18 protein-coding genes and 1 pseudogene are annotated in these 17911 nt (G+C 31.0%); 12 read left to right on the top strand and 7 right to left on the bottom strand.

The window, feature by feature from the left end; all coding sequences use genetic code 11:
* The first annotated feature begins 178 nt into the window (after window positions 1-178).
* From PG912_RS12210 to PG912_RS12180, 8 genes and pseudogenes are all read left to right on the top strand, one after another.
* Window positions 179-1531, top strand: coding sequence for a DEAD/DEAH box helicase (locus tag PG912_RS12210; protein WP_275689055.1), 1353 nt, complete (start codon window positions 179-181; stop codon window positions 1529-1531).
* Window positions 1531-1893: a Na(+)-translocating NADH-quinone reductase subunit F gene (locus PG912_RS12205; protein WP_275687748.1), complete on the top strand. Its 363-nt coding sequence runs from the start codon at window positions 1531-1533 to the stop codon at window positions 1891-1893. Before PG912_RS12210 ends, PG912_RS12205 begins: the two co-directional genes overlap by 1 nt.
* Before the next feature lie 466 nt (window positions 1894-2359).
* Entirely contained in the window at window positions 2360-2923 is a 564-nt protein-coding gene (locus PG912_RS12200) for a uracil-DNA glycosylase family protein (RefSeq protein ID WP_275687747.1), read from the top strand.
* A gap of 36 nt (window positions 2924-2959) precedes the next feature.
* A pseudogene (locus tag PG912_RS13860) lies at window positions 2960-3486 on the top strand (HflX GTPase family protein); the annotation flags it as partial.
* Entirely contained in the window at window positions 3466-4161 is a 696-nt protein-coding gene (locus PG912_RS13855; protein WP_408648419.1) for an HflX GTPase family protein, read from the top strand. The pseudogene PG912_RS13860 and the gene PG912_RS13855, both read left to right, overlap by 21 nt.
* Window positions 4162-4471: 310 nt before the next feature.
* Window positions 4472-5104, top strand: a complete 633-nt coding sequence (locus PG912_RS12190) for an energy transducer TonB (protein WP_275687746.1) — start codon at window positions 4472-4474, stop codon at window positions 5102-5104.
* A gap of 149 nt (window positions 5105-5253) precedes the next feature.
* On the top strand, window positions 5254-5982 hold the full coding sequence (locus PG912_RS12185) for an energy transducer TonB (RefSeq protein WP_275687745.1): 729 nt from the start codon (window positions 5254-5256) through the stop codon (window positions 5980-5982).
* 100 nt (window positions 5983-6082) lie between these two features.
* Window positions 6083-8698, top strand: coding sequence for a TonB-dependent receptor (locus tag PG912_RS12180; protein ID WP_275687744.1), 2616 nt, complete (start codon window positions 6083-6085; stop codon window positions 8696-8698).
* 100 nt (window positions 8699-8798) lie between these two features.
* Here the strand turns inward: PG912_RS12180 and PG912_RS12175 are convergent, their stop codons facing one another.
* From PG912_RS12175 to PG912_RS12150, 6 genes are all read right to left on the bottom strand, one after another.
* Window positions 8799-9836, bottom strand: coding sequence for a CNNM domain-containing protein (locus PG912_RS12175; protein ID WP_275687743.1), 1038 nt, complete (start codon window positions 9834-9836; stop codon window positions 8799-8801).
* A gap of 90 nt (window positions 9837-9926) precedes the next feature.
* Window positions 9927-10766, bottom strand: a complete 840-nt coding sequence (locus PG912_RS12170; RefSeq protein ID WP_275687742.1) for a DUF3078 domain-containing protein — start codon at window positions 10764-10766, stop codon at window positions 9927-9929.
* A 75-nt stretch (window positions 10767-10841) separates the two neighbouring features.
* Window positions 10842-11693 carry a DUF3078 domain-containing protein gene (locus PG912_RS12165; RefSeq protein WP_275687741.1) on the bottom strand — a complete coding sequence of 284 codons (852 nt, stop codon included), beginning with the start codon at window positions 11691-11693 and terminating at the stop codon, window positions 10842-10844.
* 25 nt (window positions 11694-11718) lie between these two features.
* Complete coding sequence (locus tag PG912_RS12160; RefSeq protein ID WP_275687740.1) at window positions 11719-12225, bottom strand: DUF2480 family protein; 507 nt, start codon at window positions 12223-12225, stop codon at window positions 11719-11721.
* A gap of 1 nt (window position 12226) precedes the next feature.
* Window positions 12227-12547, bottom strand: coding sequence for an iron-sulfur cluster assembly protein (locus PG912_RS12155; protein ID WP_260587072.1), 321 nt, complete (start codon window positions 12545-12547; stop codon window positions 12227-12229).
* Between the two features lie 12 nt (window positions 12548-12559).
* Entirely contained in the window at window positions 12560-12985 is a 426-nt protein-coding gene (locus PG912_RS12150; protein WP_260587071.1) for a SufE family protein, read from the bottom strand.
* Between the two features lie 73 nt (window positions 12986-13058).
* Between PG912_RS12150 and PG912_RS12145 the strand changes: the two genes are divergently transcribed.
* Both PG912_RS12145 and PG912_RS12140 read left to right on the top strand, forming a co-directional pair.
* Window positions 13059-13985 carry a PfkB family carbohydrate kinase gene (locus tag PG912_RS12145; RefSeq protein WP_275687739.1) on the top strand — a complete coding sequence of 309 codons (927 nt, stop codon included), beginning with the start codon at window positions 13059-13061 and terminating at the stop codon, window positions 13983-13985.
* A gap of 72 nt (window positions 13986-14057) precedes the next feature.
* Complete coding sequence (locus PG912_RS12140) at window positions 14058-15956, top strand: amidophosphoribosyltransferase (RefSeq protein ID WP_275687738.1); 1899 nt, start codon at window positions 14058-14060, stop codon at window positions 15954-15956.
* Between the two features lie 67 nt (window positions 15957-16023).
* On the opposite strand, the gene PG912_RS12135 is transcribed toward PG912_RS12140, so the two are convergent.
* Entirely contained in the window at window positions 16024-16386 is a 363-nt protein-coding gene (locus PG912_RS12135) for an SPOR domain-containing protein (RefSeq protein WP_260587068.1), read from the bottom strand.
* Between the two features lie 224 nt (window positions 16387-16610).
* Between PG912_RS12135 and PG912_RS12130 the strand changes: the two genes are divergently transcribed.
* Window positions 16611-17693, top strand: coding sequence for a c-type cytochrome (locus PG912_RS12130; RefSeq protein WP_408648397.1), 1083 nt, complete (start codon window positions 16611-16613; stop codon window positions 17691-17693).
* The gene (locus PG912_RS13850) at window positions 17683-17889 is read left to right on the top strand and encodes a hypothetical protein (RefSeq protein ID WP_408648396.1); all 207 of its coding nucleotides are present in this window, start codon (window positions 17683-17685) and stop codon (window positions 17887-17889) included. The genes PG912_RS12130 and PG912_RS13850 overlap by 11 nt, the downstream gene beginning before the upstream one ends.
* Window positions 17890-17911 lie beyond the last annotated feature (22 nt).

Raw genomic sequence — 17911 nt, 5'->3', positions numbered from 1 at the left:
AAGGCATAGATCTGTAATTCAAAAAATATTTTTCTTTGGTAAAAAGTATAAATGCTATGATTGTAAATGCATATTTATACAAACAAGTATTCTTAAAAACTTTTACATTCTGTCTAAGTAATATACTTATGGTATTTGAGTATAGAAAGCGTACCTTTGCGGCAAATTACTGTAAATGATTACTTTTCAAGATTTAGATTTATCAAATCCATTACGAAATTCAATTGAAGAATTAGGTTTCGTAAACCCAACACCAATTCAAGAAGAAGCTTTTCCGATTATTCGATCGGGTAAAGATGTTGTAGGTATTGCACAGACAGGTACTGGTAAAACCTTTGCCTATATGTTACCAATACTTCGTGATTTAAAATTTTCGAAGCAAGTACACCCTAGAGTTTTAGTTTTGGTACCAACTCGAGAATTAGTAGTGCAGGTGGTTAATGAAATTGAAAAGCTTTCAGAATTCATGAGCTTACATACCGTTGGTGTGTTTGGAGGTATTCCTTTAAGCAGACATAAAGAAGCCGTTGCGCAAGGTGCAGATATTATTGTAGCTACTCCAGGGCGTTTGTATGATTTAGCGGTTAGTAATATGTTAAAACTTAGGTCAATTCAGAAATTAGTAATTGATGAAGTTGATGTAATGTTAGATTTAGGATTTAGATTTCAACTCTTAAATATTTTTGATTTATTACCAGAACGTCGTCAAAACATCATGTTTTCTGCAACCATGACAGAAGATGTTGAAGCATTGATTGATGATTTCTTTACAGCTCCTAAAAAGATTTTTATTGCAGTAAGTGGAACTCCGCTAGATAATATTCAGCAAATTAGTTACGATGTACCAAACTTTTATACAAAGGTTAATTTACTAAAAGAATTACTATATAATAAAGATGAATATAGTAAAGTATTAGTTTTTGCACCAAATAAAAGAAATGCAGACCGATTATTTGAATGTATAAAAGAAGAGTTTCCTTCAGAGACTTGTGTAATTCACTCAAATAAAACGCAAAACTATCGTATGCGTTCTATCGAGCAATTTAATAAAGGAGAAAAGCGAATTTTAATAGCTACTGATGTTATTGCTCGTGGATTAGATTTAGAAGAGGTTACACACGTAATAAACTTCAATACACCACATTTTCCTGAGAATTATATGCACAGAATTGGTCGTACCGGTCGTGCAGAACATGAAGGGAAAACAATTCTTTTTACAACCGAAAAGGAACAGGAAGCAAAAGTTAGAATAGAGGAATTAATGAATTATGTAATTCCGAAAGCTGAAATTCCTGAGCAGGTTGAAATAACCAAACAATTAACAGAAGAAGAGCGCCCTAAAGAAGAAGGAGAACGCAATAAGAACAGAACTTCTTTAGAGTATGTTCCTGATCCTGCTTTTCATGAAAAAAGCGAAAAAAACAGTAAAACAAACCAAGGAGGATCTTATCGTAGAGAGATTGCCAAAAAATATAAGAAGCCTAAAACAAAAGGAGATAAAAACTTTAACCTACGACGAAAGAGAAAATAATGCAGGCACTTACTAAGCAAGAATTGCATAATTTAGGAATGAATATTGTAGGTAAAAAACTACAAAATATGGGTTATGAGTTTGTTGCTATTAATAGCGAGCTTAAAAAACATCCGCAGTTTGTTTTGTTTAAAAAAGGGGAACCTACCATTTTTGTTTTAGTAAAAACTACAAATAACATTCAGTCACCAGAAGAATACGATGTTTTATGGATGGAAACTTTTAAAGAACATGCCAAAAAACAAAATGCAAAAATTTGGTTTGCTGGTATTGGAATTGCAAATTCTGAAAGTATTGAGTTACCCGTTTTTAAAGATCAACCATATTATATAGCCTTTGATGATTTTATAAAAATTTTATAAAATAAAATTTCACCATATAAAAAGACACTTGTTTCATAGGAAATAAGTGTCTTTTTGTTTAAGAATTATCACTTGTATTATGATTTTAATAGTTCAACTGTAAGGTGTTGATTTTCAGCCGTTAATGCTTTTTTAGCAGATCTATTATTGTTTTAGGTTAAAAAACAAAAAGAAATAACCAATTATACATGTTTAGTTACCAATTATACAGAACAGTTATTTTACTGTATTACAGTCTCTTATGTTTTGTATATTTGTGTAGGGGAAATAATAATATTTATAATTATGAAAACACAATTATTTAAGGGGATTCAAAACTTTTTCAGAAACATTTTAGAACAATTAGCTGAGTTTGGTAAAGCAGCTGGTTACGCTATAAATCATTAATTAAATACAAGTTTTGAGACAAAACACTCGCTTTAAGAAAAGCGAGTGTTTTTTTGTGTTTTATTCTTAACTTTATAGAATGGATAATTTAATATTAGAGATAAGGAATTGTAAATTATGTGGAGATTTTATAAATCCACGGCCTGTTGTATTTGCTGATAAAACATCAAAAATTATAATTATTGGACAGGCACCGGGAATGAAAGTACATAACTCTGGTGTTCCTTGGGATGATGCTAGTGGCAAGCAACTAAGAAAGTGGTTAGGAGTTACAGATGATGAATTTTATGATGTTAAAAATTTTGCAATTATCCCTATGGGATTTTGTTATCCCGGAAAAGGGAAATCGGGAGATCTACCACCAAGAAAAGAATGTGCTCCTAAATGGCACGAATCAGTATTAGATGAAATGCCAAATGTAAAACTGGTAATTTTAATAGGAATGTACGCACAAAACTTCTATTTAAAAAAAGCAGCTAAAAGAACATTAACAGCAACAGTAAGTCATTTCGAAGAATACTTGCCTAGATATTTTACATTACCACATCCATCTCCAAGAAACCGATTTTGGTTTACAAATAATCCTTGGTTCGAAAAGGACATACTTCCGCAGTTAAAAAGAAAAGTAAGAGAGATAATTTAGATTTCTTGTGTTGATAAAATTGTACTTTTGCAACCTATGGTAGAAACACGTGAAGCAATATCAGAAAAAGCGGTTTTAATTGGTATTATAACCCAACATCAAAATGAAAAACAATCTGAAGAATATTTAGATGAGTTAGAGTTTTTAACTTTAACTGCCGGAGGTGTTGCTGTAAAGCGCTTTGTGCAAAAGATGGAAAAACCGAATCCTAAAACTTTTTTAGGAACTGGGAAGTTAGAAGAAGTTAAAGCATATATTGAATCTCATGGTATCGGTACTGCAATTTTTGATGATGAACTATCGCCTGCACAGTTAAGAAATATAGAGAACGAATTAGAGTGTAAAGTGTTAGATAGAACAAATTTAATTCTTGATATTTTTGCAGGTAGAGCACAAACTAGTTCGGCAAAAGCACAAGTAGAATTAGCACAATGTCAATATTTACTACCGCGATTAACAAGATTATGGACACACCTTGATAAACAAAAAGGTGGAATTGGTATGCGTGGCCTGGAGAAACAGAAATTGAAACGGATCGTCGTATTATTAGAGAAAAAATTACTTTATTAAAGAAAAAACTAGCCACTATTGATAAGCAGATGGCTGTGCAAAGAAAAAATAGAGGAAAAATGGTGCGTGTATCATTAGTAGGATACACGAATGTTGGTAAATCAACATTAATGAACGTAATTAGTAAAAGTGATGTGTTTGCTGAAAATAAATTATTCGCAACACTTGACACTACAGTAAGAAAAGTGGTCATAAAAAACATTCCTTTTTTAATGACGGATACAGTAGGTTTTATTAGAAAATTGCCAACCCAATTGGTAGAGTCTTTTAAATCAACTTTAGATGAAGTTCGTGAATCTGATTTATTATTACATGTTGTTGATATTTGTCATCCTAATTTTGAAGATCATATAGCATCAGTAAATAAAATTTTAGATGAAATAGGAAGCGCAAATAAACCTGTTGTAATGGTGTTTAATAAAATAGATGCTTATACACATGAAACAATTGCAGAAGATGATTTAATTACCGAGAAATCAAAAATTCACTATACATTGGAAGATTGGAAAAAAACTTGGATGAATGATTTGGGTAAAGAGAGTCTTTTTATATCAGCACTTAATAAAGATAATTTAGAGAATTTTAAAGAAAAAGTGTATGAGGAAGTGAAAAAAATACACATTCAACGATTTCCTTATAACAATTTCTTGTATCAAAATTACGAGTAAATACCATAAAAACAGCATTGTAAAATTAAAAAAGCATTTAAATATTTTGTATTTAAGTACTTTTTTAGTATTTTTAATAACGCTTAACTTAAAAGTTAAGTGATAGTAAGACAGTAATTTAAACATTTTATTCCCCCTAGAAATGAAAAATAATAACACTACTCGCCCCGGATTGTTAAAGATAAGTAGCATCCATCTAAATAGAGTTAATTACATATTCATGATTTTTAAAGAGCAATAAATAGTTTTAGCTATTTAATGACTTATTTAAAATTAAAAAGAAATTGTAATGAAAAATCTACTAATAATATTGGCTACTTTTTTTAGTGTACTGCAAGTGTATTCTCAAGAAGTTTGTGCCTCAAAAACTGAAAAACTTATTGACGTTAATATGATTAATAAGTGCGCTGTAGAAAAAGGCGAAAATGATAATGTTAAAACTATTATTGTATCGAGTAAAAGATATTTAAAAAAACGTATTTACTTAAATAAAATGGTTGCGTTAGGTAGTAGTTTAAAAACAAATGCTATTTCAAATTTAGAAACGAATAATGAATTAAAAGTTAGTGTTTTATTAGAAGAAGATAGAGGAGTGTCTTTTGATACAGTAGAGACAATACCTTTATTTGCTTCTTGCGAAGGTAATGCCTTAGATAAGACGGATTGTTTTAACTATGAAATGCAAAAACACATAGTAAAACATTTTGTTTACCCAGCGAAAGCTTTAGAAAGAGGAGTTGAAGGAGATTTAAAAGTGAGTTTTGTTATAGGTATAAGCGGTAAAGTTGGTGATGTGAAAATAAATGGTGCTAATAATAATCAGCTTTTAAAAAATGAAGCAAAGAGAATTGTTATGTTGCTGCCTAGATTTATACCGGGTGAAGAAAAGGGTGTTAAAACAAAAGTTTCATACTCTTTTCCAATGAGTTTTACTTTAGAATAAAGCGATCCAAAAGTTTAATTTAAAAGGGTTTTCCCTGTTTTTTTTATATTTAACAATTTTATTGAAAAAAAATAAATATATTTGTAGGCTCTTAAAACTAATAATTAATTTTATTTAAGTGTCTGTTTTATAGAATAATACCCCTGTTTATGAAAAAAATATTATTATTGATATTGATGTGTTCTTTTTCTTTGGATATGATTTCGCAAGAAGTTTGTGAGTCTCCAGATGAAGCTGAGTTAGATTTGAATAGTATAAGTGTTACTAAATGTACTATTAAAGAAAAAGACAAGAAAAATAAAAAGACGAGACAAATTACAGTAAAGGTTTCGGCAAGTAGAAGATACCTTAAAAAAAGAGAACCTATTAAAAAACAAAAAGCAGCAGGTCTTGGAACTTTAAGTACTGCTAAAGTTGAGAAAACAACAGAACAAATAGCAGTTGTTAAGCCGGTAGAATCTTTAAAAAATAATATCGAAGATATTAAAAACAAGATGTCTGCAGAAGAATTAAAAAAAGCGGCAAAGTTTAGTACAGTGGATAAAATACCATTATTTAATTCGTGTAAAAAAGCCAAGAAAGGCGAGCGAGTTGATTGTTTTAATCAACAAATGGTAAATCATATCTCAAAATACTTTAGGTATCCAAGTGATGCAATTAAAGAATCTATCCAAGGAGAGGTTTGGATCCGTTTTATTATTGATAAAAATGGAGAAGTTAAAAACATTAAAACTTTAGAGCCTAAAAACGGTAAAATATTAAATCAAGAAGCAATCAGGGTAGTTTCTAAACTTCCTCAGTTTATTCCTGCAAAAAAAGATGGTGGACGTATTTCAGTAAAGTATGGTTTTCCTATTGCTTTTGCTTTAGAAGAATAATTTTATAAACAAAAATCAACTTAAATTATATAATATGCTTAAAAAACTACTGTTAGTTTTTTTTGTGACTTTTAGTACTGTTTTAGTATCACAAGTTACAATGTCAGGGAAAGTTTACGACGAGTACCTTGAACCTTTTCCGAATGCATTGATAAATTCGTTGCAAGGTAAAACGACTTCGGATATAGACGGTAACTTTACATTGAAATTAAAGTCAAAACTACCATTCTCTATTCAAGTATCTGCTTTTGGTTATAAGACAGAACTTCTTGAGATTACATCTGAAGATCAAGAAATAAATATTATTTTAAAAGAAAATACAAGCTTGGATGAAGTTGTAATTTCAGCATCTAGATCTCCAGAACGAGTTATTGAATCGCCAGTAACTATTGAAAGATTAGGTATTAATGATATTAAAAAAGGAACTTCAATTTCTTTTTATGATGGTGTAACTAACTTAAAAGGGATAACCTCTAGAGAAGCAAGTTATGGATTTAAATCTGTAAACTCACGTGGTTTTTCTAGTTTTGATAATACAAGATTTGTACAGTTAGTAGATGGTGTTGAAACATCAATACCAGCACTTAACTTCTCGGCAGGTAACATAGTTGGTTTATCTGAGTTAGATGTAAAAGATGTTGAGATATTACCAGGAGCTTCTTCTGCCTTATATGGTGCAAATGCATTTAATGGTATCTTATTAATGAGAAGTAAAAACCCTTTTAAATATGATGGAATTAGTACGTATTTTAAAACAGGTTTTATTGAACAAGAGCAATCAGGATCTGATCAGTTTTATGATGTAGGTATTAGAATGGCTCATAAATTTAGTGATTATTTCGCAGCAAAAGTTAATTTAACAGTTTATAAAGCTGAAGAATGGCATGCAAATGATGATTCTAATACAACAGGTGTTGGAGGTGAGATTATTGCAGGAAATAGAAATAATACTCCCGATTATGACGGTGTAAATTTTTATGGAGATGAGGCTACTTTTACTTTTCCTGGTATTGGAAAAGTAAGTAGGACAGGATATGCTGAAACTGATTTATACGATTACGATGGTTACGGATTAAAATTTGACGGATCATTACATTTTAGACCAATGGGTAATGATAAGCTAGAAATAGTTTATAACTCTCGTTTTTCAAAAGGAAATAACTTGTATCAGGCTGCAAACAGATTTTCGCAAGAAGATTATTATGTAGAGCAACACAAATTAGAAGTATTGGGTAAAAACTTTTTTGTCCGTGGATATTTTAATGGTAATGATGGAGGAGACAGAACACATGATGTTCGATTTTTAGGTCTTGCTTTAAACTCTAAATATAATGATAATAGAACTTGGTTCGGTGAATATGGAACTGCTTTTGCAGGAGGTGTTCCAGGAGTAACTCCTGGTAATGATGCATCAGCAAGAGCTTTTGCAGATAGAAATAGGTTACAGCCAGGAACCGCAGCTTTTAATCAAGCATTAGATGAAGCTGTTACAACACCTATATCACAGGGTGGAGCAGGTGTTAAAGATGAAACAAGTTTTTACCATGCAGACGCAAATTATAATTTTAGAGATTTAATTAAATGGGGTGAAATACAAATTGGTGGTTCATACCGTAAATTTAATATTAACTCTCAAGGTACTTTATTTACTGATGAGAATAGCCCTATTGAATTTGATATGTATGGTGTTTATTCACAGATACAAAAGAAGTTTTTAGATGAACGTTTAAAGTTCACAGCTTCTGTTCGTTATGATAAATCATCTAATTTTGAAGGGGATTTTTCTCCAAGGGTAGCATTAAACTACTCAATTAAAGAAAATAAAATACTAAGAATTTCATACCAAACAGGATTTAGAACACCTAGTACAATAGAGCAGTATTTCGGATTGAGATCTGGTCCTAATAAATTTCTTTTAGGTACATCTTTAGACAATATCGAACGTTTTTCTGCGCAAGTATTAAACAATGATGGTACAACAAATACTATTACAGGAGCGCAAGTATTTGAAAAAGCATTTGTATTAGATAATGGGGCTTATGTAAATGTAACACCTACGGCTATTAAGCCAGAAAGAGTATCATCTTACGAATTAGGTTATAGAAGTATAGTAAATATAACAGATACTAATATTTTAGAGTTAGACGTAAATGGTTATTATAATCAATATGAAAATTTTGTGGCGACTAAGAATGTAATTGTTCCTAATTATGGAAACACTATTCTTACAGGTCCTCTTGGTAGTCCAGTCGATGCGACAGAATTTGCCTTAAACTCTAATACAACAGCAGATGTTCAATCATATGGTATTGGTATTGGATTAAATACAAAATTATTTAGAACATTTAACTTTGGAGCCAATTATACTTTAAGTAAGCTAGTTTTCGACCAAGAAGAAGATGTAGAATTCGAACCAGGGTTTAATACACCAGAGCATCAAGTAAAGGTGATGTTTGGAAATGAAAATTTATTTAATAATTTTGGATTTAATGTAAATGCTAGGTGGCAAAATGAATTCTTATGGCAGTCTGGTTTCTTAAGTGGAAATGTTGATAGTAGAACAGTATTAGATGCACAAATTAATTATAGAATTCCTTCTTTAAAATCAAGAATTAAAGTTGGTGGAACTAATTTAACCAAAAAAGAATATGCTGTTGCACCAGGATCTGGATTAATAGGTTCTATGTATTATGTATCTTGGACGATTAACGATTAGTTATAGTTCATCAATCATAAAAAAAGGAGTGAATTATATTCACTCCTTTTTTTATACCTTAATTTTAAAACTTATTTTTTATCTAAATCGTTTAGGTCACCTAGTTTTTTTTCCAGTTTTTTCTTGCTAAACTCTGTAAATCGGCAACATTATCGCTTTCATCCATTATTTCGAAACCTAACAATGTTTCAATAACATCTTCTTGAGTAACTAAGCCACTTACCGATCCGTATTCATCAACCACTAACGCTAAATGTTCACGTTGTTTGATCAACTTGTCAAACAAATCAGGGATAGATAAATCTCTATTCGCTATAATTATATCTCTTTTAATTGATTTTAAAGGATTGTCGCCTTTTTCATCAATGATAGCTAGTAAGAGTTCGTCTTTTAAAAAATAACCTGTTATATTATCTGTTTTATCAGAAAATACAGGGATTCTAGAAAAGTGTAGTTTTTTATTAATATCAAAAAAAGATTGAATGGTTTGGTTTTCATCAGCAATCGTAATAACAGTACGCGGTGTCATGATATCCTTTGCTTGAACTTCTTTAAAGTTAAGCATGTTTCTAATAACATTGCTTTCATTTTCTTGAAAAACACCTTCTTTTTCAGCAATATCTGTCATAACAGAAAAATCTTCTCGGCTTAACACACTTTCGCCATGCCCACCTTTTCCTCCAATTAGTTTTGTTGTTAGTTGTAGTACCCATAAAACACCTGTCCATTTTAAAGGAAAAATCATTATGTTTAAAGCTTTTGTAGTAAAACCAGCAAGTTGTTTCCAGTAAGTAGCTCCCACAGTTTTAGGGATGATTTCTGAAGCAACAAGAATTAAAATAGTCATTGTTGCAGAAACGATAAAAACACCATAACCATCATCATTAAAAATTTTCTTAGCTTCGGTACCAACTAAAATAGCTCCTACTGTATGAGCAAGTGTGTTTAAGGTTAAGATAGCAATTAGTGGCTTATCTACATCCTTTTTTAATGTTTCTAGTTGTGTTGCAAAAACTTTCCCTTCTTTCTTTTTTACATTAACAAATGTAGGTGTTACACTTAGCAATACAGCTTCTAGTATTGAGCAGATGAATGAAAAAAAGATAGATACTGTTGCGTAAATTATTAATAAAGTCATTCTTTTTAAAATTTAGAGCTAAAATAGGTAAAAAAGAAAACCTCAAGGATATGATTCCTTGAGGTTTTCTTTTTATGTGAAAATAATTTATTAGAAACCGTAGTTTACTCCTAAACCAAATACTTCTTTTGTTTGAAATCCTTCATAAGCATTGTCGTCGTATATAGCTTGCATAGAAAGGTTTGCAGAGATATATTTATTAACTTTCATTACTACATTAACAGTGTAATCAATATCAACATTTTGAAAATCTTCTAAATAGTTACTGTATAAATTTAAGATGTTTTCAACAGAAATGTTTTTCATGATGTCTAATTTATAATACGCATTTACTGCTGCACCTAATTCGTAACGAGAGCTTTCTCCTTGTTTAACACCAAAAGCAGATCCGAAATCAGTTAAATGAGAGTGAACTACAATTAATTTAGAAGTTGCTGGAGCGAAGTTTACTTTTAAATCATCAGATTTTTTCCATAACATACCTGGTCCAAATTGGAAATAAGCAGGTGAGAAAAAATGAGATGTTTGTACGCCAGCAACATCAGTTGAAGACATTTGTGTTTTAAAGTTTAAAAAAGCTGAGTAATACCAGTATCCAGAAGCTTTTTTACCAACCAAAGAATTAAATTCTAAACGGTCATCCGTTTTTTGAATATCTTCTTTTTTGATTTTTGTTAATCCGTAAGAAGCAAGTAGTTTGTTATCCCAAGTCCAATCTCCTTTGGTGTAGTTAAAATCGTAATTGATGCCTAAAGTACCAGATATGTTATTTGCACCACCAGCTAACCAGTTGTTAAATGCAGATTGATTGAATAAGAAAGAAATATTTCCGCCTCTTTTCCAGCCTTCCTTTAATTCTTCTTTTTTGTTTTCTTGTGCATTAATTGTTAAAACACCGAATAAAATAGTTATAGCTAATAATTTTTTCATTGTAATGTATGTTTTTATTTTTAAAAAGAGTGAAGTCGCACTCCTTTAGGTTTAGACAATATTATTTATAAAAAGTCACTTCTGATGAAAAATATAATTTACTCCAAGTCCAAATACTTCTTTAAATTGTATTTTACTTGATGCATCGTCATCTATAATTGTATGTAACCCAAGATTTGTAGATATGTATTTGTTAATTTTAACAACTAGATTTAATTGATGGTTAATGTCAATATTAAAAGGGTTTTTTAAATAATCGGAATATATAGCTACAATATTTTCCATGGTAATGTCTTTCATGATTTCTTGCTTAAAATAAGCAGATAAATTAAACCCTAATCCAAAATTAGTTTGTTTACCATCTTTTACACCGAATTTCCCAGAAAATTCAGAAGAAACAAAAGTGTAGCGAGCAGTGGCAGGAGCGATGTTTATTCGTGCGTTGTCAGATTTTTTCCAAAGCATACCAGAGCCGAAACTCCAATAAGCAGGAGAGAAAAAATCAGATTTAGGTGTTTTTATGTCATCTTTATATTCGTAACCCTTACTGTATTGTGTTTTGAAATTTGTGAAAAATGAAATAAACCAAAAATTAGAAGTTTTTAAACCTAATAAAGAGTTGTATTCGAAATTGTCATCTGTTTTTCTTAATCCTTTTTCATCAATATGACTTAATCCGTAACTTGTAGTTAATTTATTATCCCAGTTCCACTTATTTTTCTTGTAGTTAAAACCGTATTCAAGCCCCATATTCCCAGCAATGGTATTGTTACCTCCTGCTGCCCAATTTGCAAAAGAAGATTGGTTAAATAAAAAAGTATATTTACCTGTGACAGTTAGTCTTTTAGGAATACTATCTTTTTTTATCTCTTGAGAAAAAATATTGAAAGAACAACATACAAGTAGTATTAGTAGTAGCTTTTTCATTGTGAAAATAATTTAATAGGGGTTATTACATTTTTTTATAAAGCGGAACGGTAGAGCAGGCTTCACCAAACATTATTGTTTTTGCTATTGGTTGAATTTTGCTAATTAATAAGGTGTAAGCAGATGCAGGTATCGGTTTATTCGTACAGCCTTTAATTATAATTGGTTTATCTTTAAACTGAGATACTTCTAACGTATTAATTACCTCTTGATAAATTACGGTTTCCAGTAATTCTAAACCTCCAACTACAGTCTTTTTTGCAAATGCAGATAATTGCGCTGTTAATAACAAATATGCCCAAGACGGAATAATAGCATCCGAAGAACAGGTGAGTGAAACATAATTGTCTTTGTATTGCGACCAATCATGGTTTTTCACTAGCTCTCTAAAATCTTTTTCACGAAGAATCAATTCTTCATACAGCCAATTTTTAATATCAAAAACTACCCTTTTCCCTTGAGGGTAGTAATCTTCAAGATCTATGGTTATTAATTTGCTGTTTGCAATTCTATTTATAATTTCTTTAGCCATTTTATAGCATTCCTAGTTCTAGTTTTGCTTCTTCACTCATCATTTCTTGCGTCCAAGTAGGATCGAAAGTAATTTCTACTTCACAAGCATTAATTTCTTTCAGTGATTTTACTTTTTCTTCAATATCAACAGGTAAACTTTCTGCAACTGGGCAGTTAGGTGATGTTAAGGTCATTAAAATTTTAGCATTATATTCTTCAGAAACAAATACATCATAAATTAAGCCTAACTCGTAAATATCAACAGGAATTTCTGGATCGTAAATTGTTTTTAAAACACCTACTATTTTATCTCCTAATTCGTCTAATTCTTTATCGGTCATTTCGTTGTTCTTTTAATTCGTTAATTTCGATTGTTGTGCAATCGCATACATTTTTATTTGCTTTACCATAGAAACTAACCCATTTGCTCTTGTTGGACTTAAATGTTCTTTTAATCCTATTTGATCAATAAAATCGGTTTTAGCTTCAATAATTTCTTGCGGAGTTTGGTTAGAATATACTCTTAATAATAATGCTACAATTCCTTTAGTTAAAATAGCATCACTATCTGCGGTAAATTCAATAGTATCATTTTTTAATTCAGAATATAACCACACTTTCGATTGACATCCTTTTATTAAATTCTCATCTAATTTATAAGTGTCATTTATTAAAGGTAACGATTTACCTAAGTCAATTATATATTCATAACGTTCCATCCAGTCATCAAACATAGAAAACTCGTCAATAATTTCTTCTTGTATTTCTTTGATAGTCATTTTTTAAAACTATTTTTGCATCTTCAAAAGACACTTTATTTAAAAGTGCAAAATTACAGTAAAAAAATAAGAAATGAGTAAATTATTAGCAGTTGGTACCGTAGCTTTTGATGCTATTGAAACACCTTTTGGTAAAACAGATAAAATATTAGGAGGTTCTGGAACTTTTGTTGGTTTGGCAGCTTCTCAATTTGGTGTAAAAACAGGCGTAGTTTCTGTTGTTGGAGGAGATTTTTCGAAGTCATATTTAGATATGATGAACAACAAAGGAATTAATACCGATGGTATTGAAGTTGTAAAAGAAGGTAAAACGTTCTTTTGGAGCGGGAAATATCACAATGATATGAATTCTCGTGATACTTTAGTTACTGAGTTAAATGTGTTAGAGCATTTTACACCAGTAGTACCCGAAGAGTTTAAGGATGCAGGTATTGTTATGTTAGGTAATTTACACCCGTTAACACAAGCATCTGTTTTAGATCAAATGAACGAACGCCCTAAATTAGTAGTATTAGATACTATGAATTTTTGGATGGATATTGCTTTAGCAGATTTACATACCGTTTTAAAACGAGTAGATGTTATTACAATTAATGATGAAGAAGCGCGTCAGTTAAGTGGAGAATATTCGTTGGTGAATGCAGCGAAAAAAATCCATGAAATGGGACCAAAATATGTAGTGATTAAAAAAGGAGAACACGGAGCTTTATTATTTAATGAAGGAAAGATGTTCTTTGCACCAGCATTGCCATTGGCAGAAGTTTTTGACCCAACAGGAGCAGGAGATACTTTTGCAGGAGGTTTTTGCGGGTATTTAGCAAAAACAGAAGATGTTTCGTTTAAAAATATGAAAAACGCAATTATCTATGGTTCTAATTTAGCTTCTTTTTGTGTTGAGAAATTCGGAACACAGCGAATGGAAGAACTAACGAAAGACGAAGTGCAAACGCGCTTGCAGTCTTTTAAAGAGTTAACACAATTTGATATAGAATTATCATAAATAAAAATCCGCGCTTTTTGCTGCGGATTTTTTTATATAACAACAACACAATACAATTAAATATTTTATCAAATGAGTGACGCTATTAAACATGAATGTGGTATTGCAATGGTTAGATTATTAAAGCCATTACAATATTATAAAGACAAATACGGAACCGCATTTTATGGTGTAAATAAAATGTACTTGTTAATGGAAAAACAGCACAATCGTGGTCAAGACGGTGCAGGTTTGGCGAGTATTAAATTTAATGTAGCACCAGGAACAAGATATATTAGTAGAATACGATCTAATCAGTCGCAACCAATTCAAGATATCTTCGGAAAAGTAAATGAAAGAATTAGCGGTGTTTTAGAAGAAAATCCTGATAAAGTAGACGATACTAAGTGGCAAGAAGAAAATGTGCCTTATTTAGGAAACCTTTTTTTAGGGCACGTACGTTATGGTACTTTTGGTAAAAACTCTATAGAAAGCGTACATCCATTTTTGCGTCAAAGTAATTGGAAACATCAAAGTTTAATAGTTGCAGGTAATTTTAATATGACCAACTCTAAGCAATTGTTAAATGATTTAGTTGACTTAGGTCAGCATCCAAAAGAGTTTACAGATACGGTTACTGTAATGGAAAAAATCGGTCATTTTTTAGAAGATGAAGTTTCAGATTTATACATTAAAGCAAAAGAAGCAGGTTTTAGTAAAAAAGATGCTTCACCGTTTATAGAAGAACATTTAGATATCCAGCGAATTTTACAGCGATCAGCAAAAAATTGGGATGGTGGTTATGCAATGGCAGGGCTGTTAGGACATGGTGATGCTTTTGTTTTAAGAGATCCGTCTGCAATTCGTCCAGCATTTTATTATCAAGATGATGAAGTTGTTGTGGTAGCATCAGAGCGCCCTGCAATTCAAACAGTATTTAATGTACCTATTGATGAGATTAAAGAAATAGATAGAGGACATGCTTTAATCATCAAAAAAGATGGTGAAGTTTCAATGAAATCGGTTTTAGAACAACGTGTTAAAAAAGCATGTTCTTTTGAGCGTATCTACTTTTCTAGAGGAAGTGATGCTTCAATTTATGAAGAGCGTAAAAATTTAGGGAAATATGTTTTTCCAGAAGTGTTAAAATCTATTGATAATGATATTGAAAATGCAGTTTTTTCTTACATTCCTAATACTGCTGAAACGTCATTTTTCGGAATGATGGAAGCTGCTGAGGATGTGTTGAATCAGCAAAAAACTGCTGCTATTTTAGCAGGTGATGGAAAATTATCAAAAGAAAGAGTTGTTGAGATTCTTTCTAAAAGACCACGTTTTGAGAAAATAGCCATTAAAGACGCAAAACTCCGAACTTTTATTACTGATGATAGTAGTCGTAATGATTTAGTAGCGCATGTATATGATGTAACGTACGGAGTTGTAAAATCAACTGATAATTTGGTGATTATTGATGATAGTATTGTGCGTGGTACTACTTTAAAGAAAAGTATTATTAAAATATTAGATCGTTTAAATCCGAAGAAAATAGTTGTAGTTTCTTCAGCGCCACAAATTCGTTATCCAGATTGTTATGGTATCGATATGGCTAAAATTAATGACTTTATCGCTTTTAAAGCAGCTTTAGAATTATTGAAAGAAACGGATCAATATCATATCATTGATTCAGTTTACGAAAAGTGTAAAAAGCAGGCGTCGAATGAAGATAAAGACGTAGTTAATTATGTAAAGGAAATGTATGCTCCTTTTACTGATAAAGAAATTTCAGCTAAAATTGCTCAAATGTTAAAAACTGCTGATATTACATCAGATATTGAAGTGATTTTTCAGAATGTAGAAGATTTACATAAAGCATGTCCTGATAATTTAGGAGATTGGTATTTTACAGGAGATTATCCTACAGATGGAGGTAATCGAGTAGTAAACCAAGCGTTTATAAACTTTTATGAAGGAAGTGATGAAAGAGCCTATTAAAAGGTGATATTCAAAACAAAAAAAGCGAAATCAATTGATTTCGCTTTTTTTGTTCTTAAATTTTGGTTTATAACGGAACAACAATGGCACCATTAAATTTTTCTTTTATATCATTCAAAGCTCTGTCGGCTTGTAATTTTGTTTTATAATTACCTACTTGTGCTTTCCAATCTGGTTGGTCGTATTTAAGTTTTGTATAAACACCAGGAAATTCAACTTGAAATCGATAGCGTAAGCTTTTAGCTCTTCTTTCCAAACCGTTATATAATTGGATTCTAAAGCCAGTTCCATTGTGTTTATTATACTCTCTTTTCTTTGCTATTAAGGAATTAATATCTTTATTGTCAGTATAATTATCTTGAGCACTAGTGCTAAAAATACCAAAAGCAAGAGTTAAAATTAAACTTACTATAATGCTTCTTTTTTTCATTTTATTAAATTTTTTTACAAAAGTAACGACTTGTAATTTAATAGATTGTCCGCGGGGATTATTTAGAATAGTTATAAATTAAGAATTAGCAATCTCTTAACATTTCACAATTTAGAGAGAAGTAGTACTTTTGTCCAGCTTTCTATGTGCTGATTTTATATTAGCATTATAGAAAAAACTGTACCAAAACAGATACAAAACTTATATTTAATAGTATGAAAAGTGTGAAACATCACAGCAGATTAACCCAAACACTCGTAAAGAGTTTAGCTTTCTTATTAGTTTTATTCGTAAGCTTTTCAGCGTTTTCACAAGAAATTGACGAGGCGCGTCAGAAAGAAGGAAAGAAATTATTTAAGTCTTTATGTGCTTCTTGTCACAAGTTAGATAAAAAACTTGTGGGACCTAAGTTAGGTAGTATAGAGGAAAGAAGAGAAAACGACTGGTTAAAGTCTTGGATTAAAGACAACGCAGCATTAAGAGCTTCTGGGGATAAGGATGCTAACGAAATTTTTGATGAATATAAGCAGTCTAACATGACCGCTTTTCCTCAGTTAACAGATAAAAATATCGATGATATTCTGTATTATACAACTGTGGGAGAAATTAAAAAAGCAGGTGAAGCAGTTGCTACAGTTGGAGCGGCTGAAAAAGGTGATGCTCCAAGATGGTTGTTATACTTATTAGCAGCAGCTATTATTACAGCTTTCTTAATTATTGCTAGTTTGTTAAAAACAATTAGTGAGTTAAAAGGAGCGCCAAAAACTCCTGGGTTATTAGGGCAAACAGCTGAGTTGTGGGCAGGTATTAAGAAAAACACTTTTTTACACGTGTTAACGGTAATATTCGGAGCCTTAATTGGAGCTTATATTTTATTTGGAACATTGTTTCAGGTAGGTGTTGATGAAGGGTATCAACCAATTCAACCAATCGCTTTTTCACATAAAATTCACGCAGGTGATAATAAGATTGACTGTCAATACTGTCACTCTTCTGCAAAACACAGTAAAACTTCAGGTATTCCTTCAGTAAGTGTTTGTATGAATTGTCATAAAAATATTTCAGAAGTTGCTGATGATACGAAAGTAGTGATGGATGATCATACTTTAGTGAAGTCTGACTTAGATAAAGAAATTGCTAAGATTTATGATGCAGCCGGATGGGATGCTGAAAACTTAGAATATACTGGTGAAACGAAACCTGTAAAATGGGTTAGAGTTCATAATTTACCAGATTTTGCATATTTTAATCACTCACAACACGTAACAGTTGCAGGTTTAAAATGTCAGAAATGTCATGCCAGTTGAAGAAATGGAAGAAGTATATCAGTACTCTCCATTAACAATGGGTTGGTGTATCGATTGTCATAAAGAAACTAAGGTTGACTTAAAAGGAAACGAGTATTATGCGAAAATTCATAAAGAATTAGCAGCAAAGTATAACGTTGACCAAGTTACAATTGCTCAATTAGGAGGAAAAGAGTGTGGTAAGTGCCACTATTAATCAATTAGAAAGTAGAAAAACA

The organism is Tenacibaculum retecalamus (assembly GCF_027941755.1).
In the GTDB taxonomy this organism is placed as follows: Bacteria; Bacteroidota; Bacteroidia; order Flavobacteriales; family Flavobacteriaceae; genus Polaribacter; species Polaribacter haliotis_B.
The sequence above is the reverse complement of the archived record's forward strand: the minus strand, read 5'-3'. Positions and strand labels throughout refer to the sequence as shown.